This window comes from Klebsiella sp. CN_Kp097, from assembly GCF_040064495.1.
Lineage (GTDB): Bacteria > Pseudomonadota > Gammaproteobacteria > Enterobacterales > Enterobacteriaceae > Klebsiella > Klebsiella aerogenes.
This window is the reverse complement of sequence record NZ_JBEAIL010000005.1, coordinates 164,885-186,273: the sequence shown is the minus strand read 5'-3', so window position 1 is coordinate 186,273 and position 21,389 is coordinate 164,885. Positions and strand designations below refer to the sequence as shown.

Sequence of the window (21,389 nt, the reverse complement as noted above, 5' to 3'; positions counted from 1 at the left end):
CACATCAGTGGGGCCTTTTTAACACGTGATTCCCTGCCCCAGCCTGCTTTGCCAGTTATCTATACTTTGGGTACCTGTCAAAACAGACTTAACACAGCCGGTTTGAGCTGTGCATCATAGGCCCTGGAGGGCCGAACCCGGAGATATCACCGCAATGTCAACTATTGGTCGTATTCACTCCTTTGAATCCTGTGGCACCGTCGATGGCCCAGGCATCCGCTTTATTACCTTCTTCCAGGGCTGCCTGATGCGCTGCCTTTACTGCCATAACCGCGACACCTGGGATACCCATGGCGGTAAAGAAATCACCGTTGAAGAATTGATGAAAGAAGTGGTGACCTATCGCCACTTTATGAATGCTTCCGGCGGTGGCGTCACCGCCTCCGGCGGCGAGGCGATCCTGCAGGCTGAATTTGTCCGCGACTGGTTCCGCGCCTGTAAAAAAGAAGGTATCCACACCTGCCTGGATACCAACGGCTTCGTACGTCGCTACGATCCGGTGATTGACGAGCTGCTGGAAGTCACCGATCTGGTGATGCTTGACCTTAAGCAGATGAACGATGAAATCCACCAGAACCTGGTCGGCGTTTCTAACCATCGTACGCTGGAGTTCGCACAGTATCTGTCGAAGAAAGGGATTAACGTGTGGATCCGCTACGTCGTGGTTCCCGGCTGGTCTGATGATGACGATTCCGCACATCGTCTGGGTGAGTTTACCCGCGATATGGGTAACGTCGAGAAAATCGAACTCCTGCCCTACCATGAGCTGGGTAAACACAAATGGGTGGCAATGGGCGAAGAGTACAAACTTGACGGCGTACACCCACCGAAGAAAGAGACCATGGAGCGGGTAAAAGGCATCCTGGAGCAATATGGCCATAAGGTGATGTACTAAACCGGCTGCGGGCCGGAGGTACTCTCACCACGGCCCGCAACTATAATAGTATCAATCCCGCCGATAACGCCTCATCATGAGCGCGATACCGTCTGCCCGCAGAAAGATTGGTTACGCGTGTGCCACCGGCGTCGGGTGATGTCCGGCTTTGCGCAGCAGGGTCAGCAGATAGATAAACGATACGCTGGCGATCATGATAAACAGCAGATTATCCGAGAAGTTCTGCATCAACATCGCCGTCAGGGTCGGCCCCAGCAGACTGCCGATGGTATAGCTCATCAGCAGCGCCTGGTTCATCGCCACCAGTTGATGGTGTTCAACCTTCTCGCAGGCCCAGGCCATCGCCACCGGATACAGAGTAAAACCGGATGCGCCGAGCACAAAAAGCGCTGGCGCCATTGCCGCCTGGCTCAGCATCGCCAGACAGCCCAGAATCACCACAAAGACCTGTACGCGCAGCACCAGCAGGCGGCCATAGCGGTCAGCCAGACGCCCGACCGGCCACTGCCCGAGAATGCCTGCGCTAACCATCACCGCCATCCAGAAACCAATACCCGAATCGCTGACGCCCTGATGATTTAGCCACAGCGGCATCAGGCCGTACAGTGAACCAAGCACGATGCCGGAGATGATGCAGCCATTCACACCGTGACGTGCCTGACGCAGTTTCAGCATCGGCCAGATACGTACCGTTTCATGCGGCTCGTCGGCCTGGCTCATAATACGTGTAAACATCAGCGGCAGGATCGCCGCCAGCGCCAGGCCGGTAACCCACGGCAGCACGCTCATTAAATCGGTCGGTAATTTGCTGACCATCAGTTGGCCCAATACAGTACCGATGTAATAGACCATCATGTACGCCGCCAGCAGTCGACCGCGGCTGCGGGAAGTACCGCTGCACACCAGTGCGCTTTCGACCACCACCCAAATCATTGCACAGCCCACGCCGGCGATAAAACGCCAGCTCAGCCATGTCCAGAAGCCGAGTGTGATACCCAGACCAACGCAGCCGACAGCAAAAATTAATGACGCCAGATAATAGCTACGGTTAAACCCCAGACGTTTAATGACCCAGCCGGCAAATAGTGTTCCCACCAGATTACCGGTGAAATAAGAAGAGCCGACCATCCCAACCTGCCAGGTTGGCATATTTTCATGGGCGAGCCACAGCGGGACAAGCGTATTTAAAACCGCGATTGCCAGCGTCAACAGAAGCAGGCCACAGAGCAACATTTGCACTGGGCGAGTGTAGATGGTCATGGGTATTAACCGTGAGGAAGTTCAGATTTCGTGCGCATCATGCCACTGCTGTAAACATTGTCAATCCGCCAGAATTCAGGCCTGACGCGGTTTTCAGGGCAACGATAGAAGTTTTTTATCCAGCGGAACGGCAACGGAATTATTCTTTATATTATTCCATTGTTTTTATTAATTTATTGGAAAACTATAGTGGGAATATCAGTAGAAAAATTTCATGAATCAACCGCATTTTTTAATCACGCCGGAATAGGCTTCCGGCGTGATTTCACGTTATTAACTGGCGATAGCCATACCGACGGTCATATGCAGACCATAGAATACGCCGCGGCCAATCATCTCGCCGACCAGCACCAGTACAAAAGCCAGCCCCAGCAGCGGCAATGCGGGTTGATAACCTTTAAGCTGCGGTACAATCCAGCAGACCAACGCCAGCACTAACGCGACCGTCCGCCATGCCATTAAGGAACCATAATTCGGCACCAGCGCCGAGGCCTGTTGGATTGAACTATGGATCGTCGCCAACTCGCTGCCCTGAATCAGCACGACGGTCACGCTAATCACCAACGCCACCAGCATGATCACCGGCAATAAACGCATCGCCCAACCGTCCACACCCGCGACACGCAGCAGCAGGTAACCCAACAGCGGCCCGCCGATAAACAGGGTCAGGAAGAAGTTGAGCGGTGTCCAGATGGTGTACCAGGTGGGTACGGTATCGATAGTGTTATATACGCGGATCATCATCCAGACAAAGATGACGCCGAGGATCATGGTGACGACCAGCCACAGATTACGCAGCCCGGACGGTAATTTATTTACCACCGCCAGCAGCCAGCCAATCCCGCCGACGGCGAAGAAAAGCGCGCCGCTGGCTATTTCATTGCTTAACGAGGATGCGCCAACGCGATTCAGCGAATTAAACGCGCGCATTGGCGAACCAAGGTGCATGGTGGAGGCGATAAAACCGATCCCCATTAATACCCATAGCCCAAACATGCTCATTATCACCTGCCGCTGCTGCTCGCGCGAAAGTTCGCCCTTCATCAACGCCAGCGCGAGAACGATAAAGCCCCCGGCGACGCATTGACCGAAGACCGTGAAAATCATCAGCGGCCATTCATGCCATCCATTTCCCATTTTAGACCTCCTTCGGATTGGCCAGATAGCCGGTGGTATCGCCGCACGGACGGCTGTTGGCGTTTGGTTTTATCACAATGCTCGGCCTGGTGAAGTGCGCCGACGGCAGCGGCGCCACGGCGGCCAGTTGGCCGTGCTTTTCACGCAGTTCGGCAATCGGCCCGAAGTCCAGCGCCCGCAGCGGGCAGGACTCGACGCAAATCGGTTTCTTGCCTTGTGCGACGCGTTCGTGACAGCCGTCGCATTTGGTCATATGCCCTTTAGCGGCGTTGTACTGCGGCGCGCCATACGGGCAGGCCATATGGCAGTAGCGGCAGCCAATGCACACCTCTTCATTGACCACCACAAAACCATCTTCGCGCTTGTGCATCGCCCCGCTCGGGCAGACCTTGGTGCACGCCGGGTCTTCGCAGTGGTTACAGGCGATGGAAAGGTAGTAGGCAAAAACGTTCTGATTCCAGACGCCGTTGTCCTCCTGCCAGTCGCCGCCGGCATACTCATAGATACGACGGAAGCTGACGTCCGGCGTCAGGTTCTTGTAGTCTTTACAGGCCAGCTCGCAGGTTTTGCAACCGGTGCAACGGGCGGAATCGATAAAAAATCCATACTGAGTTGTCATCGGTTACTCCTTACAGCTTTTCAACCTGGACGAGGTTGGTATGCGATGGGTTGCCTTTCGCCAACGGCGACGGACGTTGAGTCGTCAGCACGTTAATGCTGCCGGCCTGATCCACGCGTGAAGCGTCCGGGTTATACCAGGCGCCCTCGCCCAACGCGACAACGCCCGGCATCATACGCGGCGTCACTTTCGCTTCGATATGGACTTCGCCGCGGTCGTTGAAAATGCGAATGCGATCGCCATTGGCGATGCCGCGTTTGTGCGCATCGATCGGATTGATCCACATTTCCTGACGGCAGGCTGCCTGCAGGACATCAACGTTGCCATAAGTTGAGTGGACACGAGACTTGTAGTGGAATCCCGTCAGCTGTAACGGATATTTGGCGGACAACGGATCGTTGTAATTTTCAAACCCAGGAGTGTAGATCGGCAGCGGATCGATGACATCGCCTTCCGGCAGCTCCCAGGTCGCGGCGATTTTAGCGAGCTCCTGGGAATAGATCTCGATTTTGCCCGATGGCGTGGTCAGCGGGTTGGCCTGCGGATCTTCACGGAAGGCTTTATACGCCACATGATGACCTTGCGGGTCACGCTGCTTGAAGATGCCCTGCTGGCGGAAAGTATCGAAATCCGGAAGTTCGGGAATCGCTTTCCGCGACTGCTCATACAAATAGCGCATCCATCCTTCCTGAGTCCGGCCTTCGGTAAATTTCTCCGCCACCCCCATGCGTTTCGCCAACTCGGTGGTCATCTCATAGATGGTTTTGCATTCGAAACGCGGTTTGATCGCCTGGTCGGCAAAGATGACATAGGACATATTGCCGCAGGAGGCGTCCAGCGCGAAGTCCATCTGCTCAGAGGCGGTACAGTCCGGCAGCAGAATATCGGCGTATTTCGCAGACGACGTCATGTGGCAGTCGATTACCACGATCATTTCGCACTTCTTATCGTCCTGCAGGATTTCGTGGGTGCGGTTGATCTCGGAGTGCTGGTTGATAAGGCAGTTACCCGCGTAGTTCCAGATCATCTTGATCGGCACGTCGAGCTTATCTTTGCCGCGTACGCCATCACGCAGCGCGGTCATTTCCGGACCACGTTCAATCGCATCGGTCCACATAAACATAGAGATGCTGGTCTCAACCGGATTTTCCAGCGTCGGCATACGTTCGAACGGCAGGCTATATGAACCTTCACGCGCGCCGCTATTGCCGCCGTTAATCCCTACGTTGCCAGTCAGAATGGCGAGCATGGAGATGGCGCGGGTGGCGATTTCGCCGTTGGCGTGACGCTGAGGTCCCCACCCCTGGCTGATATACGCCGGTTTCGCCGTCGCTATCTCGCGAGCCAGCTTCACAATGCGCTCACGAGGTATCCCGGTAATGGTGGATGCCCACTCCGGCGTTTTAGCGATACCGTCGGAACCCTGACCAAGGATGTAAGCTTTATAATGTCCATTCGCCGGCGCATCGGCAGGCAGGGTTTTCTCATCGTAGCCGACGCAGTATTTATCGAGGAAGGGCTGATCGACCAGATTTTCAGTAATCATCACCCAAGCCAGCGCTGAAATAAGCGCCGCGTCGGTTCCCGGACGAATCGGGATCCATTCATCTTCACGCCCGGCGCCGGTATCGGTATAACGCGGATCGATAATGATCATGCGGGCATTGGATTTCTGCCGCGCCTGTTCAAGGTAGTAAGTCACCCCGCCGCCGCTCATGCGCGTTTCGCCAGGGTTATTGCCAAACAGCACCACCAACTGACTGTTTTCGATATCCGACGGGCTATTGCCATCGGCCCAACCGCCATAGGTGTAATTCAAACCAGCCGCAATCTGCGCCGATGAATAGTCGCCATAATGATTGAGATAGCCGCCGCAGCAGTTCATCAGACGAGCAATCAGCGTTTTTCCTGGCGGCCAGGAACGAGTCAGAGTCCCGCCGAGCGTACCGGTTCCGTAGTTCAGATAGATAGATTCGTTGCCATAATCTTTAATCAGACGCTGCATATTGCTGGCGATAGTGTCGAACGCCTCTTCCCAGCTAATTTGTTCAAATTTTCCTTCACCGCGTTTGCCGACGCGCTTCATCGGATATTTCAGCCGGTCAGGGTTATAGACGCGGCGGCGCATAGAGCGGCCTCGCAGACAGGCGCGAACCTGATGCAGACCGTCGTAGTTATCATCGCCGGTATTATCGGTTTCTACGTACTTAATCGCACCATCAACCACGTGCATGCGCAGCGGACAGCGGCTGCCGCAGTTTACGGTGCAGGCGCTCCAGACCACTTTCTCACTCACTGGCGCCAGCGTATCAGCGGCGTGCGCAATACGCGTGAAGGGCAAGGTCAATGCGTTGCTGGCCATCGCCAGGCCGCCTATCGCCGTGGTTTTCATTAAACCACGTCGGCTAACTTCGGCAGCCAGTAAAGCATCGGGGGCTTTGATTTTCATAGATACTCGCTTTGGTTGCTCACAATAAGCTGACAATCGTTATATAATTTTATATATATCGGATTTTATTGGCTTTTTATGCTGTATTAATCCAAAGGGAGTATCACCGGATTCACTGAATGGATTATTGCCCGGTATCAATAAGGATATAAAAAAAGCGCCCGCAGGCGCTTTTAAGGAAAGAGCAGAAAAGATTACCCGATATACTCGAGGCCGCGCATATACGGGCGCAGGACTTCCGGGATCTCGATACGGCCATCGGCCTGCTGATAGTTTTCCATCACCGCAACCAGCGTACGGCCAACCGCCAGACCAGAACCATTCAAAGTGTGAACGAGACGAGTCTTTTTGTCGGACTTGCTGCGGCAACGCGCCTGCATACGACGCGCCTGGAAATCCCAGACGTTGGAGCAGGAAGAAATTTCGCGATAGGTATCCTGCGCCGGAACCCACACTTCGAGGTCATAGGTTTTACAGGCGCTAAAGCCCATATCGCCGGAACACAGCGCTACCTTACGGTACGGCAGACCCAGCAGTTGCAGAACCTTCTCAGCGTGGCCGGTCATCTCTTCCAGCGCCGCCATAGAGTCTTCCGGACGTACGATCTGCACCATTTCAACTTTGTCGAACTGGTGCATACGGATCAGACCGCGGGTATCACGACCATACGAACCCGCTTCAGAACGGAAGCACGGAGTATGGGCGGTCATTTTAATCGGCAGATCGTCTTCGTCGATGATTTCGTCGCGGACCAGGTTAGTCAGCGGCACTTCGGCGGTCGGAATCAACGCATAGTTGCTGCTATCGGCTTCTTCTTCCAGCGGACGAGTATGGAACAGGTCGCCGGCGAATTTCGGCAACTGGCCAGTACCATACAGCGTGTCCTGGTTCACCAGATAAGGAACATAGTTCTCGCTATAGCCGTGCTGTTCGGTGTGCAGATCCAGCATAAACTGCGCCAGCGCGCGGTGCAGGCGAGCCAGCTGGCCTTTCATCACCACGAAACGGGAACCGGTCAGCTTAACGGCGGCGGCGAAATCCAGCCCCCCATGCATTTCACCCAGCGTAACGTGGTCGCGCACCTCGAAATCGAACTGACGCGGCGTACCCCAGCGGCTGACTTCAACGTTGTCGTTTTCGTCACGTCCCACCGGCACGTCATCGTGAGGAATGTTCGGGATCGCCAGCGCGATATCGCGAATTTCCGCCAGCAGCGTTTCCAGCTCGGACTTTGCGGCATCCAGCTGTTCGCCAAGCTTGTTCACTTCCAGGCGTAATGGCTCGATATCTTCCCCGCGCGCTTTCGCCTGGCCAATGGATTTCGATCGGGAGTTACGCTCCGCCTGCAGGTTTTCGGTTTGAACCTGCAGAACTTTACGACGCTCTTCAAGAGCGCGCAGTTTATCTACATCCAGCTTAAAGCCCCGGCGTGCCAGTTTTTCTGCGACTGCGTCTGGCTCGGTACGCAGCAGATTGGGATCGAGCATGCTTATCCTGTGCTTATCGAATTTAAATAGGAAAAATGGCCGCAAACTACGGCCACGGAAATATAGGTAATAACCTTACCGCAACGCCACAATTAGCGGTAGCGTTTTATCTGGCTATTTTGATCCAGTTCGGCAAGCCAGGCGAGCTTTTCAGCGATTTTGCCCTCGAGCCCCCTGTTTGTTGGCTGATAATAGCGCGTTTGCGCCATTTCCTGCGGGAAATACTGCTCGCCGGCGGCGTAGGCGTTAGGTTCATCGTGCGCGTAGCGGTATTCCTGACCATAGCCCATCTCTTTCATGAGTTTGGTCGGCGCATTGCGTAAATGAACCGGCACGTCGTAATCAGGGCGATCGCGGGCGTCGGCCAGCGCGGCCTTAAAGGCGGTGTAGACCGCGTTGCTCTTCGGCGCGCAGGCCAGATAAACAATCGCCTGAGCGATAGCCCGCTCACCTTCCGCCGGCCCAACGCGAGTAAAACAATCCCACGCGGAAATGGCTACCTGCATGGCGCGAGGATCGGCGTTGCCGACATCCTCAGACGCGATAGCCAGACAACGGCGAGCAACATACAACGGATCGCCGCCTGCGGTAATAATCCGTGCGTACCAGTACAGCGCCGCATCCGGCGCGCTACCGCGCACGGACTTATGTAACGCGGATATAAGATCGTAAAAACGGTCGCCTTTATTATCAAAACGCGCACTACGCTCGCCGGCAATTTCGGTAAGCAGTTCCGCTTTCAGCACTCGCTTGCCTGAATCGTCGTTTTCAGCCATATCGGCCATCATTTCCAGCGTGTTCAACGCCCGGCGCGCATCGCCGTTGACCAGCTCGGCAATCGCTTTGCGGGTTTCATCCGGCAGGATAATATCTTGCCCACCGTAGCCTCGCGCTTTATCGCTCATCGCCTGGTTGAGCACCTGCTCGATATCGTCCGTGGTCAGTGATTTGAGCAAATAGACTCGGGCGCGGGAGAGCAAAGCGGAATTAAGTTCGAATGACGGGTTTTCAGTCGTCGCGCCAATAAAAGTAATAGTGCCGTCTTCGATGTGCGGCAGAAAGGCATCCTGCTGGCTTTTATTGAAACGATGCACTTCATCAACAAACAGGATAGTGCGTCGACCAGCGTTGCGATTTTGCCGCGCACGTTCGATAGCTTCGCGGATCTCTTTGACGCCAGATGTAACAGCCGAAATACGCTCGACATCAGCATTGGCGTAGCGAGCGATCACTTCCGCAAGGGTAGTTTTACCCGTGCCCGGCGGCCCCCACAGGATCATCGAGTGCAGATGCCCTGCCTCAATCGCCCGCGGCAGCGGTTTACCCGGCGCCAGCAGGTGCTGCTGGCCAATGTACTGCGCTAAATTTTCTGGCCGCATACGGGCGGCCAGAGGTTGAAATGCATTATCGGAAAAATCGAGCGAAAAGTTGCTCACATTCGCCTCTACTTACGTTGATCGTCCACCGTCACCCCTTGCGGCGGCGTAAAAGTGAACTTAGATGCGTCGACGGCGCCATTCTGCTGCGACTTCAGCTGATAGCTGCTGCGCTGGTCGTCTTGCTCGACGGCGCTGAACTGATGGATAGTACCGTCACGGCCCACATTGATTGTGAACTGCTTGAGGTTGCCGTTACCGCTTTTCGGCGTCAGCACAAAATCATCGCCGTTTTGTTTGATGTTGTATTGCTGCCAGTCCGCTGACTGGTTGCGGGCGATCAGCATGAACGGCGTGTTGCTGGTCGCGTTTTTCAGCCAGGTCGCGGTTGCCTGCTCCACAAACGGATTATAGAACCACAGCGTTTTCCCATCCGATACCAGAATACTTTCATCCGGCTGGGTCATATGCCAGTTGAACAGATTCGGGCGTTTCACCCACAAATCGCCCTGCCCGTCCTGCACGGCATTACCGCTTGCGTCGGTCACTTTCTGAGTGAAGCTGGCATGGAAGCTGCTGACTTTATCCAGACGGCTTTTTAAGTCGCCGGCAGCGTCTGCCCAAACCTGGCTTACCACGAAGCCAGACAATAATGCACAGGTGATGGCAAGTTTCTTCATTGTTGATCCTTATTGTGCGTCACTCCCGACGCGGGAGCCTGTTCTGTCCCTACTGTAGAGCCGTTGAGAGCAACGGAATAGCAGAACAGGCTGATTTTGCGCTTATTTACCGAACTTTGCACTTACTCGAAGGGCGGCGGTGCCAGGACTTCACGGTTACCGTTATGGCCTTGCTCGCTGACGATCCCCTGAGCTTCCATCTGCTCAATGATACGCGCCGCGCGGTTATAACCGATACGGAACTGACGCTGCACCCCCGAGATCGAGGCTTTGCGCTTCTCGGTTACGAAGTTGACCGCCTGATCGAACAGCGGATCCAGCTCTTCCCCGCCATCAAAGCCGCCACCACCGCCTTCGCTTTCGCTATCAGAGGTAATACCGTCAACATACTGCGGACGACCGCGCGCTTTCCAGTCCTGCACCACGGCGTGTACTTCCTGGTCACGGACAAACGCGCCATGGACGCGAACCGGCATCGTGGAGTTCGGCCCGGAATAGAGCATATCACCCATGCCCAGCAGCGATTCTGCGCCCCCCTGGTCAAGGATGGTACGCGAGTCAATCTTGCTCGATACGGTGAAGGCGATACGCGTCGGAATGTTGGCCTTGATAAGACCGGTAATCACGTCAACCGACGGACGCTGGGTCGCCAGCACCAGGTGAATGCCAGCCGCGCGCGCTTTCTGCGCCAGACGCGCAATCAGTTCTTCCACCTTCTTACCGACGGTCATCATCAGATCGGCGAATTCATCCACCAGCACCACGATGTACGGCAGTTTTTCCAGCACCGGATGCACGGCGTCCATACTGTCGCCCGGTTTCCAGTAAGGATCCGGGATCGGGCGTCCCATGCGTGCGGCCTCAGCGATCTTCTCGTTGTAGCCCGCCAGATTACGCACGCCCAGCGCCGACATCAGCTTATAACGGCGCTCCATTTCATTGACGCTCCAGCGCAGCGCATTGGCGGCGTCTTTCATGTCGGTGACCACTTCCGTCAGCAGGTGCGGGATACCTTCGTACACCGACAGCTCAAGCATTTTCGGGTCGATCATGATGAAACGAACGTCTTCCGGCTGCGCCTTATAGAGCATGCTGAGGATCATGGCGTTCACGCCGACCGATTTACCAGAACCAGTGGTACCGGCAACCAGCAGATGCGGCATTTTCGCCAGATCGGCCACCACCGGATCGCCGGCGATATCTTTGCCCAGCACCACGGTAAGCGGCGATGGGTTCTCGCGGAATTTCGGACAATCGAGCACTTCGCGCAGGTATACGGTCTGGCGTTTTTTGTTCGGTAATTCCAGGCCAACGTATGGTTTACCCGGAATAACTTCCACCACACGCACCGCCACGGTCGACAGCGAACGCGCAAGGTCGCGCGACAGGTTAGAGATACGCGCGGCCTTCACCCCCGGCGCGAGGTTCAGCTCGAAACGAGTGATCACCGGACCCGGCGAGTAGTTCACCACATCCGCTTTAATGCGGAAATCGGCGAGACGCGCTTCAACCAGACGCGCCATCTGCTCAAGCGCAAAGGTATCAACAGGTTCAACTTCACTCGGCGGCGGCGTCAAGAGATCCAGCGACGGCAGCGGCGTTGTTGGTCTTTGCAGTGGACGGCTGTCGCCATTACGCATCAGTAGCGGATGAATAAGGCTATCCTGAGGCGACGGCGCGGGCTGCTGATAAGACTGCTGAGCAACTGGCTGTTGTTGCTGCATTGGCTGCTGCGCAGGCTGGTAAGCCTGCGGCTGCGGCGCTACCGGCTGATGGTGTACGGGCGGCTGCGCAGGTTGATAACCCTGCTGTGGCGCGGCTGCCGGTTGTTGATAATGCTGAGCCGGTTGCTGGGGCTGCACTTCCGGCGTCGGCGTAAACAACGGCTCGCTTGGACCATCATTGACCAGCGTTTTCATCGGCGAGAACTCATAGTCCGCCGGTGAGAAGGGATTGGCTCCCGGCGGCTGCTCGCTGGCATAGCGCTGCTGCTGGGTCGCGGCAAACTGGCGCGCCAGTTCGGCTTCAGCGGCAGCGTCTTCGTCCTGCTCATCGCTTTCGGATTCCCAGGACTCGCCATAGCGCTGTTGCTGGGTAGCGGCAAACTGACGCGCCAGCTCGTCCTGTTCCAGCGCATCGGCTTCTTCGTCACTCAGCGGCTCATTATCGTAATGATGTTCAAGCTCGGCCCGACGCGCGCGCTCTTCAGCAATACGCTGAGACGGCAGCTTAATGCCATAGGAAGCAAGCTCCCGACGCGTCGGCACACGGACGCGATTCGGACGCGGCAATTTCGGACCAATGCCTTCTTTTACCTGTACCCGCGGGCCGCTGGATGCCGGGCTGAAAACTGGCGCTGCGTCAGCGGCGGTTGACGCCACTGAGGCGGCTGCGGCTGCGCTGCCAGAAGTGGTGGCCTGATGAACGCCTGCAGCGACGGCCGTCACGGCGGCGGCATCAACTGACGGTTTGGATGGGGCAGCCGGGGTGGTTATCGGTTTGGTCGCCACCGGGCTCGCTGGTTCAGGGATTGGCTGATACCAGGATTCCAGCAACTCACGCTCGCGCGCGCGCTTCTCTTCGACTTCCTCGAAGTAGTACATCGGCGGGCGTTTAGTTTCTTCCTGAGGAGCCTCAGGCTCAGCGGCTGGCGCCGGTTCCTGATGATAAACAGGTTGTTGAACAGCCGGTTCAGGCTGGTATATCGGCTGCTGTGGGTGCGCGGCTTCCGGCTGGTAAACCGGCGGCTGCTGCGGCGCATACTGAGGCTGATACGCCGGCAGCTGTGGATGCGCGGCTTCCGGCTGATAAACCGGCGGCTGCTGCGGCGCATACTCAGGCTGATACGCCGGCTGCTGTGGATGCGCGGCTTCCGGCTGGTAAACCGGCGGCTGCTGCGGCGCATACTCAGGCTGATACACCGGTTGTTGCAGGTGTGCGGCTTCCGGCTGATAAACCGGCTGCTGCTGCGGCGCGTATTCCGGCTGATACACTGGCTGCTGTGGATGCGCGGCTTCCGGCTGGTAAACCGGCGGCTGCTGTGGCGCATACTCAGGCTGATACGCCGGCTGCTGAGGATGCGCGGCTTCCGGTTGATAAACCGGCGGCTGCTGCGGCGCATATTCAGGCTGATACACCGGTGGTTGCAGGTGAGCGGCCTCCGGTTGGTATGCCTGCCCTGTCCCCTGCTCCGCCCATGCCTGCGGCGCAACGACAGCGGCGGAGGCGGCGCCGATCGGGTCGGCCACCGTATGGCCATTCAGTAGCGGATCGTAAGGGTCTAAATCGCCAGGACGCGCGGCGCTGGCGCCTGAGAACAGGACATCATCCGCAGCGACAGGCGCGCCGCTGGCGCTGTATTGTACTGCTTCCGCATCATCCATACGTTTACCGGAGAACAGCGCGGCATCGGTTTTACGCCCCATCGGGTTGGCGAACTTTTCCGCCAGACGCTTACGACGCGCTAGCGCGCTGCGTAAGATGCGGGCGCGACGCGATTCCCGCGGCTGTGCGGTATCGTCGTCTTCTTCATCTTCATATTCATCATCTTCATATTCCCCTTCATCAACCCAGGTATCGTCCCGACGGGTACGATTACTGGCAAAGGTCAGAATAGAAAGGATTGCGCCGCCGAGTTTCTCGGCAATGCTGACCCATGACCAGCCGGTAAACAGTGTTAAACCCGCGGCCCAGATACAGAGCAAGGCGATAGTGCCGCCGCTGCTGTGCAGCAAGGGTTGTAAGGTGGTGCTAAGCAGGCTGCCAATGACGCCGCCGGAGGCAAAGTACCAGATATCGTCGGCGTTAATTGCCGCCAGGCCGCAGGAGGTGAGGATCAGCGCCAGCGCGCCGATCAGGCGCAACGAAACAGCGAAGTAATCGACATACTCGTCATTTTCCTGATGACGCCATGCAAACCAGCAGCCGCCGATGATAATCACGGGGATGGTGTAGGCCATTACGCCAAAGATGAAAAATAACGTGTCCGCCAGCCACGCGCCGGGCATGCCGCCCAGATTATGGATAGGCTCATGCCAGGCGGTCTGTGACCAACTGGGATCGGATGGATTAAAGCTCAGTAATGCCGCCATCAGCCAGATGGCAAAAAGAGAGCAAAGGATGAGTAACGCCTCAAGAACGCGGCGCCCGCTGCTTAGCTTCGTTAGTTTGACTTCTTTGTCTTCGGTGTATTCCTGGCTCAAGAAAGGCTCTCCAGGTATCAGGCAATTTCCTGCCTGCTGCTAAAACGGACAACAGCGCCGGGTCTCCCCGGCACTGTTGCTGTATGGATTAACAGGAGTGTAATCAAACTACGTCGATTTTGCACCTGTTCCGTGTTAGCGCGTCTTGATTACCAGACGATTACTCTGCTTGACTTCTTCCATAACCACGTAGGTACGGGTGTCGTTTACGCCCGGCAGGCGCAGCAGGGTTTCGCCCAGCAATTTACGATACGCTGACATGTCCGGTACGCGGGTTTTCAACAGATAGTCAAAATCACCGGATACCAAGTGACACTCTTGAATTTCTTCAAGTTTTTGTACTGCGGCGTTAAATTGCTCAAACACATCTGGCGCACCACGATTCAGAGTAATCTCAACAAATACCAGAAGTGATGCATCCAGATAATGCGGGTTGAGCAGCGCCGTATAGCCCTGAATAAAACCCTGTCTTTCCAGTCGACGCACACGCTCAAGGCAAGGCGTCGGAGAAAGTCCCACCCGTTTGGAAAGCTCGACGTTGGAAATACGCCCGTCTTTTTGCAGTTCATTCAGAATGTTACGATCGATGCGGTCGAGATCTTTGCCAGGGCGTTTCTTGCTATCTACCATTATTATTGTCTCTCTGTATTCCTTCCCTACTCCTGTTCTGACTCTGCGCCTTCACTGCCAGAGCCCATCCCGTTATTACCCGTACGACGTTGAGTAACCCAGGGGTACGTGAGAAGCCCGTTGCCTGATGGCAGTCACCGACATCACGCATGGCGTCTGTCCACACCATGCGTAGATTTCGCTGACCCGGATAAAAATGGCATTTGCGTGCATGAACATTCGCCACACGCGAAACACTGCTTTTCTTCTTCCATGAATGTTTTCGCAAAAGCACAGGGGATTGTCAAAGCAAAACATCGATTTTTAGTACAAGATGCCAGATATTCATCATCAACCCCCTCTGAATCTCATGTTTTCATCTTATAATCAGGGCGCTAACAGTAGAATTAATTATATTTTCCGCTCGTTAAATCGCCAATCCATCGGCGGGTTCTATTGCACATATCGTTAACAAAATCGCTACGCTCTTTTTTTACGCCCGCAAATTCCCTACAATCCAGCCCAATGTATGCCAATAAAATATGGGGATCTCATGGGCACAGCCAAACACAGTAAACTGCTTATTCTAGGTTCTGGACCTGCAGGATATACCGCGGCGGTCTATGCTGCGCGCGCAAACCTGCAGCCGGTGCTGATCACCGGCATGGAAAAAGGCGGTCAGCTGACCACCACCACTGAAGTGGAAAACTGGCCAGGCGACCCAAACGATCTGACCGGTCCGCTGCTCATGGAACGCATGCACGAGCATGCCACCAAGTTCGAAACTGAAATTATTTTCGACCATATCAGCAGCGTCGATCTGCAAAACCGTCCGTTCCGCCTGGTCGGCGACAGCGGCGAGTACACCTGTGACGCGCTGATTATCGCTACCGGCGCTTCCGCCCGTTATCTGGGTCTGCCTTCTGAAGAAGCTTTCAAAGGACGCGGCGTCTCTGCCTGCGCCACCTGCGACGGTTTCTTCTATCGTAACCAGAAAGTCGCGGTCATCGGCGGCGGCAACACGGCGGTTGAAGAAGCGCTGTATCTGTCCAACATCGCTGCTGAAGTGCATCTGATCCACCGTCGCGACACCTTCCGTGCGGAAAAAATCCTGATCAAGCGCCTGATGGATAAAGTGGAAAGCGGCAATATCGTGCTGCACACCGATCGCACCCTGGAAGAAGTCACCGGCGACCAGATGGGCGTCAGCGGGCTGCGTCTGCGCGATACCAAAAATAGCGATAACGTTGAGACGCTGGACGTCGCCGGTCTGTTCGTCGCCATTGGACACAGCCCGAACACCGCTATCTTTGAAGGTCAGTTAGCGCTGGAAAACGGTTATATCAAAGTACAATCCGGCATCCACGGCAACGCCACGCAAACCAGTATCCCTGGCGTGTTCGCCGCGGGCGACGTGATGGACCATATTTACCGTCAGGCGATTACCTCCGCCGGCACCGGCTGTATGGCGGCGCTGGACGCGGAACGCTATCTGGATGGTTTAGCTGACGCTTGCAAATAATCTTTACAAGTCAGTAACAAAGGTAAAGAAGGCGACGAAAAGTCGCCTTTATTTTTGCCCCGTTGTAACATTGCCATGCCCAAAAATCTCATAACGACACCTGCTAAGCGCGCAATGAATAAAACCCGTCAACAAGAGTTAACCCGCTGGTTAAAAGAAAAAAGCATTATCTCCCGTCGCTGGTTGATGATTTCTCGCCTGCTGGGCGTCGTGAGCGGTCTATTGATCGTCGCTCAGGCGTGGTTCCTGGCGCGAATACTTCACCGAATGATAATGGAAAATATCCCGGCGACGGCGCTGCTGCTGCCGTTTACCTTGCTGGCGCTGGTGCTGATCCTGCGCGCCTGGGTGGTGTGGCTACGCGAACGCGTCGGCTTCCACGCCGGCCAGCATATCCGTTATGAAATTCGCCGCCAGGTGCTTGACCGTCTTCAGCAGGCGGGCCCAGCCTGGATTCAAGGAAAACCCGCCGGCAGTTGGGCGACGCTCATCCTTGAGCAAATCGACGATATGCATGATTACTACGCGCGCTATCTGCCGCAGATGACGCTGGCCGCCTGCGTGCCGCTGCTGATTGTTATCACTATCTTCCCCAGCAACTGGGCAGCCGCGCTAATTTTACTCGGCACCGCCCCGCTGATCCCGCTCTTTATGGCGCTGGTCGGGATGGGCGCCGCCGATGCTAACCGGCGCAATTTCCTTGCGCTCGGTCGCCTTAGCGGCCACTTCCTCGACCGTCTGCGCGGCATGGAAACGCTACGCCTGTTCAACCGCGGCGAGGCGGAAATTAACAATATCCGCGATGCGTCGCAGGATTTCCGCCAGCGGACGATGGAAGTCCTGCGCCTGGCTTTTCTCTCCTCCGGCGTGCTGGAGTTCTTTACCTCGCTCTCTATCGCGCTGGTGGCGGTCTATTTCGGTTTTTCCTACCTCGGCGAGCTCGACTTCGGCCACTACGGCGTCGGCGTCACGCTGATGTCCGGTTTTTTAACCTTGATACTGGCGCCGGAGTTTTTCCAGCCGCTACGTGATTTAGGCACATTTTACCATGCCAAGGCGCAGGCCATTGGCGCAGCGGATAGCCTCAAGACTTTTATGGAAACGCCGCTGGCGCAGGCTGAACGGGGCGTGAAAACGCTAAGCGATCATGAACTGATTCGCCTCGAAGCCCGCGATCTGATGGTGAAATCGCCGGATGGCAAAACGCTGGCAGGCCCGCTGAGTTTCACCCTGAACGCTGGCGAGCGCGTGGTCCTGGTCGGCCAGAGCGGTTCCGGTAAAAGCTCGCTGCTGAATACGCTGACAGGCTTTCTTCCCTATGAAGGTTCGCTACAGGTTAACGGCGTGGAGCTGCGCGATCTCGATGCTGAACGCTGGCGTCGGCTAATTAGCTGGGTCGGTCAAAACCCGCAACTGCCCGCCGCCACGCTGCGTGAAAACGTGCTGCTAGCGTGGCCAGAAGCCACGGAAGCGCAACTGCAGCTAGCCCTGGATAAGGCCTGGGTCAGCGAGTTTATTTCCCAATTGCCACAAGGTATTAATACCCCGTTAGGCGATCAGGCTGGCGGCCTCTCGGTCGGCCAGGCTCAGCGTATTGCCGTTGCGCGCGCGCTGCTGGTGCCGTGCCGCCTGTTGCTGCTTGATGAACCAGCGGCCAGCCTTGACGCTCACAGCGAACAGCGTGTGATGCAGGCGCTATCTAACGCTTCTACCCAGCAGACCACGCTGATGGTTACTCACCAACTGGCAGGACTGGCCGAGTGGGATGCTATTTGGGTGATGCAGAATGGACAGATTGTCGAGCAAGGCGGCTATGCGCAGCTTTCTGCCGCTGGAGGCGCGTTTGCCTCACTGTTAGCCCATCGCCAGGAGGAAATTTAAATGCGCGCACTGTTACCCTATCTGGCGCTATACAAACGCCACAAATGGCTGCTGACCCTCGGCGTGGTGCTGGCTATCGTCACCCTGCTGGCAAGTATCGGGCTATTAACGCTTTCCGGCTGGTTCCTGTCGGCCTCTGCGGTGGTCGGGGTCGCCGGGATTTACAGTTTTAACTACATGCTGCCTGCCGCAGGCGTTCGCGGCGCGGCAATTATTCGTACCGCCGGCCGCTACTTTGAGCGTCTGGTGAGCCACGATGCCACTTTCCGGGTATTGCAGCACCTGCGCGTCGCCACGTTTAGCAAACTACTGCCGCTCTCCCCTGCCGGGCTGGCGCGTTTTCGTCAGGGTGAGTTGCTCAACCGCATCGTGGCAGATGTCGATACGCTGGATCACCTCTATTTGCGCGTGATCTCGCCGCTGGTTGGCGCACTGGTGGTCATCCTGGTGGTGACCATCGGCTTAAGCGTACTCGATGTCACCCTGGCGCTAACGCTTGGCGGAATTATGCTGGCGACGCTACTCCTGCTGCCACCGCTGTTTTACCGTGCCGGTAAGCCGACCGGGGAGCAGATCACCCAGCTCCGCGGGCAGTATCGCCAGCAACTCACCTCCTGGCTACAGGGGCAAGCCGAGTTAATGCTGTTTAATGCCAGCGATCGCTACCGTAAACAGATGGAAAAAACGGAACAGCGCTGGCAGGAGGCGCAGCGCCGCCAGGCTGAGCTCACCGCCCTGTCGCAGGCGCTGATGCTGCTGATTGGCGGCATCGCAGTGATCGCCATGCTGTGGATGGCCTCCGAAGGCGTTGGCGGTAATAGCCAGCCGGGGGCGCTGATCGCCCTCTTCGTGTTCTGCGCCTTAGCGGCATTTGAAGCGCTGGCGCCGGTCACCGGCGCCTTCCAACATCTCGGCCAGGTCATCGCGTCCGCTCGCCGCATTACACAGATTACCGAGCAGCAGCCCGAGGTGACCTTCAGCCAGCAGGCGCCGCAAAGCTTCTCCCAGGTAGCGCTTACCCTGAATGAGGTAACCTTCAGCTACCCGCAGCAGTCGGCCCCGGCGCTAAAAGATATTTCTCTGCAGGTCGCGGCAGGCGAGCATATCGCCATTCTTGGCCGTACCGGCTGCGGTAAATCGACTCTGCTGCAGCTATTGACCCGCGCCTGGGATCCGGCCAACGGTCAGATTCAGCTAAATGGCCAGCCACTTAGCGAGCTGTCTGAAACGACACTGCGCCAGGCGATGAGCGTCGTGCCGCAGCGGGTGCATCTCTTCAGCGCGACGCTGCGCGATAATCTGCTGCTCGCCGCGCCGCAGGTCAGCGACGCCAGGCTTGCCGATATCCTGGCGCGAGTCGGCCTGGAGAAATTGCTTGAAGATAGCGGCCTGAATAGCTGGCTTGGCGAAGGCGGACGTCAGCTTTCCGGCGGCGAATTACGTCGACTGGCTATCGCCCGCGCGCTATTGCACGATGCGCCGCTGATGCTGCTTGATGAACCCACCGAAGGTCTGGATGCAACAACGGAAAGCCAGATCCTTGATTTACTTAGTGAAGTGATGCGCGATAAAACCGTGTTGATGGTCACTCACCGTCTGCGCGGGCTGGCGCGTTTTAATCAGATAATAGTCATGGACAACGGCCAAATTATTGAGCAAGGTAGTCACGCAGAGCTGCTGGCGGAACAGGGCCGTTATTACCAGTTTAAGCAACGTCTGTAAGCTATTATTGTCAACAATTGCTGGTGCGTATTGAGGTCAAAAATGCGTCTGGTTCAGCTCTCTCGTGACTCTATCGCCTTCCCTTCCCCGGAAGGCGCTCTGCGTGAACCAAATGGCCTGCTGGCGCTGGGTGGCGATCTCAGCCCAGCCCGTTTGTTGATGGCCTATCAGCGCGGTATCTTTCCATGGTTTTCTCCCGGCGACCCTATTTTATGGTGGTCGCCCGATCCACGCGCCGTACTGTGGCCGGAGCAATTCCACTATAGCCGGAGCATGAAACGTTTCCATCAACGTTCGCCCTATCGGGTGACGCTCAATCACGCCTTCGGCCAGGTTATCGAGGGCTGCGCCAGCCATCGCGATGAAGGCACCTGGATCACCCATGGTATCGTTCAGGCCTATCACCAGTTACATGAACTCGGTCATGCTCACTCCATCGAAGTATGGGATGAGGATAGGCTGGTCGGCGGCATGTATGGCGTAGCGCAGGGAGCGCTGTTTTGCGGCGAGTCGATGTTCAGCCGGGCGGAAAATGCCTCCAAAACCGCGCTAATGATCTTCTGTCAGGCTTTTGCCCAGGGCGGTGGCAGATTAATTGACTGTCAGGTTCTTAACGCGCATACCGCCTCTTTAGGAGCGATTGAAATCCCGCGCCGCGATTATCTCGATTACCTTTCCGTATTACGCACCTATCGCTTACCGGAGCGATTTTGGGTACCAAGGGTGCTATTTACCGGTAATGGATAAATGTTTTCAGCACATTTCTTAGCGCGGTGGTATAATTGCGCGGTAGAGTAGCTTCTGCCTGTTGCCCCGCCGCCGTTTGGGAATATTAAGAGTCAGATAACGCCCATCGTTCTGTCACTGCCCTTTACGTTTGCGCCTGTCATGTGGTTTTACCGCGTGTATTCCGGGCAATGCGCCAAAACTACTTCGGCGATTTATACCCGTCATGTTTTAAGCTGCAGGCGCTGGCTGCGCGCAATTATTTACCGCCAGCCTGCGACGCGAACTGTTTTGGGTATACGTAAAACTTTACATACTTGCTGAACTTCGGCATTATCTTGCCGGTTCAAAACTACGGTAGTGATACCCCAGAGGACTAGATGGCCAAAGAAGACAATATTGAAATGCAGGGCACCGTACTTGAAACGTTGCCTAACACTATGTTCCGCGTAGAACTGGAAAACGGTCACGTGGTAACTGCGCATATTTCCGGTAAAATGCGTAAAAACTACATCCGCATTCTGACGGGCGACAAAGTGACTGTTGAGCTGACCCCGTACGACCTGAGCAAAGGCCGCATTGTCTTCCGTAGTCGCTAATTGTTTCCGCCGCTAAGGCGTCAGATGCTGAAGGCCGGGCTCCTGCCCGGTCTTTTCATTTCAACTTCCCTCACGCAAGCTGAGTTTTCCGGCGCTTTCACCAACGCCAGGGTGTCGTTTTGCCCTTTTTCGCGATCTGCGCGCCGAGTTTAACGATAAACTCCCGTCATATCCGGACATTTGACCTGAGCGATAAAAAAAGACCGGGCTGTCACCAACCCGGTC

Annotated in this window: 15 protein-coding genes; 6 read left to right on the top strand and 9 right to left on the bottom strand. The window is 56.1% G+C overall.

The window, feature by feature from the left end; translation table 11 throughout:
* Positions 1-154: 154 nt before the first annotated feature.
* Positions 155-895, top strand: coding sequence for a pyruvate formate lyase 1-activating protein (gene pflA, locus ABLV07_RS07600; RefSeq protein WP_015367479.1), 741 nt, complete (start codon positions 155-157; stop codon positions 893-895).
* Between the two features lie 111 nt (positions 896-1,006).
* Here pflA and ABLV07_RS07595 read toward each other — a convergent pair whose 3' ends face one another.
* From ABLV07_RS07595 to lrp, 9 genes are all read right to left on the bottom strand, one after another.
* On the bottom strand, positions 1,007-2,155 hold the full coding sequence (locus ABLV07_RS07595) for an MFS transporter (RefSeq protein ID WP_015367480.1): 1,149 nt from the start codon (positions 2,153-2,155) through the stop codon (positions 1,007-1,009).
* Positions 2,156-2,428: 273 nt separating this feature from the next.
* The gene (locus tag ABLV07_RS07590) at positions 2,429-3,292 is read right to left on the bottom strand and encodes a dimethyl sulfoxide reductase anchor subunit family protein (RefSeq protein WP_116326804.1); all 864 of its coding nucleotides are present in this window, start codon (positions 3,290-3,292) and stop codon (positions 2,429-2,431) included.
* 1 nt (position 3,293) lies between these two features.
* Positions 3,294-3,911, bottom strand: coding sequence for a DMSO/selenate family reductase complex B subunit (locus tag ABLV07_RS07585; RefSeq protein WP_015367482.1), 618 nt, complete (start codon positions 3,909-3,911; stop codon positions 3,294-3,296).
* A gap of 10 nt (positions 3,912-3,921) precedes the next feature.
* Positions 3,922-6,360 (bottom strand): dimethylsulfoxide reductase subunit A, encoded by a 2,439-nt coding sequence (gene dmsA, locus ABLV07_RS07580; protein ID WP_047064286.1) that lies wholly within the window; start codon positions 6,358-6,360, stop codon positions 3,922-3,924.
* Positions 6,361-6,554: 194 nt separating this feature from the next.
* A complete protein-coding gene (serS, locus tag ABLV07_RS07575) occupies positions 6,555-7,847 on the bottom strand; it encodes a serine--tRNA ligase (RefSeq protein WP_015367484.1) in 1,293 nt (430 codons plus the stop codon).
* A 92-nt stretch (positions 7,848-7,939) separates the two neighbouring features.
* Positions 7,940-9,283 (bottom strand): replication-associated recombination protein RarA, encoded by a 1,344-nt coding sequence (gene rarA / locus ABLV07_RS07570; protein WP_015367485.1) that lies wholly within the window; start codon positions 9,281-9,283, stop codon positions 7,940-7,942.
* A gap of 8 nt (positions 9,284-9,291) precedes the next feature.
* Positions 9,292-9,903 (bottom strand): outer membrane lipoprotein chaperone LolA, encoded by a 612-nt coding sequence (lolA, locus tag ABLV07_RS07565; protein ID WP_015367486.1) that lies wholly within the window; start codon positions 9,901-9,903, stop codon positions 9,292-9,294.
* Between the two features lie 122 nt (positions 9,904-10,025).
* On the bottom strand, positions 10,026-14,105 hold the full coding sequence (gene ftsK / locus ABLV07_RS07560; RefSeq protein ID WP_348853465.1) for a DNA translocase FtsK: 4,080 nt from the start codon (positions 14,103-14,105) through the stop codon (positions 10,026-10,028).
* A 135-nt stretch (positions 14,106-14,240) separates the two neighbouring features.
* Positions 14,241-14,735 carry a leucine-responsive transcriptional regulator Lrp gene (gene lrp, locus ABLV07_RS07555; protein ID WP_000228469.1) on the bottom strand — a complete coding sequence of 165 codons (495 nt, stop codon included), beginning with the start codon at positions 14,733-14,735 and terminating at the stop codon, positions 14,241-14,243.
* A gap of 532 nt (positions 14,736-15,267) precedes the next feature.
* Here lrp and trxB point away from each other — a divergent pair.
* The 5 genes from trxB (at position 15,268) to infA (ending at position 21,164) form a co-directional block, all read left to right on the top strand.
* A complete protein-coding gene (gene trxB, locus ABLV07_RS07550) occupies positions 15,268-16,236 on the top strand; it encodes a thioredoxin-disulfide reductase (protein ID WP_015367489.1) in 969 nt (322 codons plus the stop codon).
* 114 nt (positions 16,237-16,350) lie between these two features.
* Entirely contained in the window at positions 16,351-18,117 is a 1,767-nt protein-coding gene (gene cydD, locus ABLV07_RS07545; RefSeq protein ID WP_045411152.1) for a cysteine/glutathione ABC transporter permease/ATP-binding protein CydD, read from the top strand.
* Positions 18,118-19,839, top strand: coding sequence for a cysteine/glutathione ABC transporter ATP-binding protein/permease CydC (gene cydC / locus ABLV07_RS07540; RefSeq protein WP_042895421.1), 1,722 nt, complete (start codon positions 18,118-18,120; stop codon positions 19,837-19,839).
* Between the two features lie 42 nt (positions 19,840-19,881).
* Positions 19,882-20,586, top strand: coding sequence for a leucyl/phenylalanyl-tRNA--protein transferase (aat, locus tag ABLV07_RS07535; protein WP_015367492.1), 705 nt, complete (start codon positions 19,882-19,884; stop codon positions 20,584-20,586).
* A gap of 359 nt (positions 20,587-20,945) precedes the next feature.
* Positions 20,946-21,164 (top strand): translation initiation factor IF-1, encoded by a 219-nt coding sequence (infA, locus tag ABLV07_RS07530; protein WP_001040187.1) that lies wholly within the window; start codon positions 20,946-20,948, stop codon positions 21,162-21,164.
* Positions 21,165-21,389: the final 225 nt, after the last annotated feature.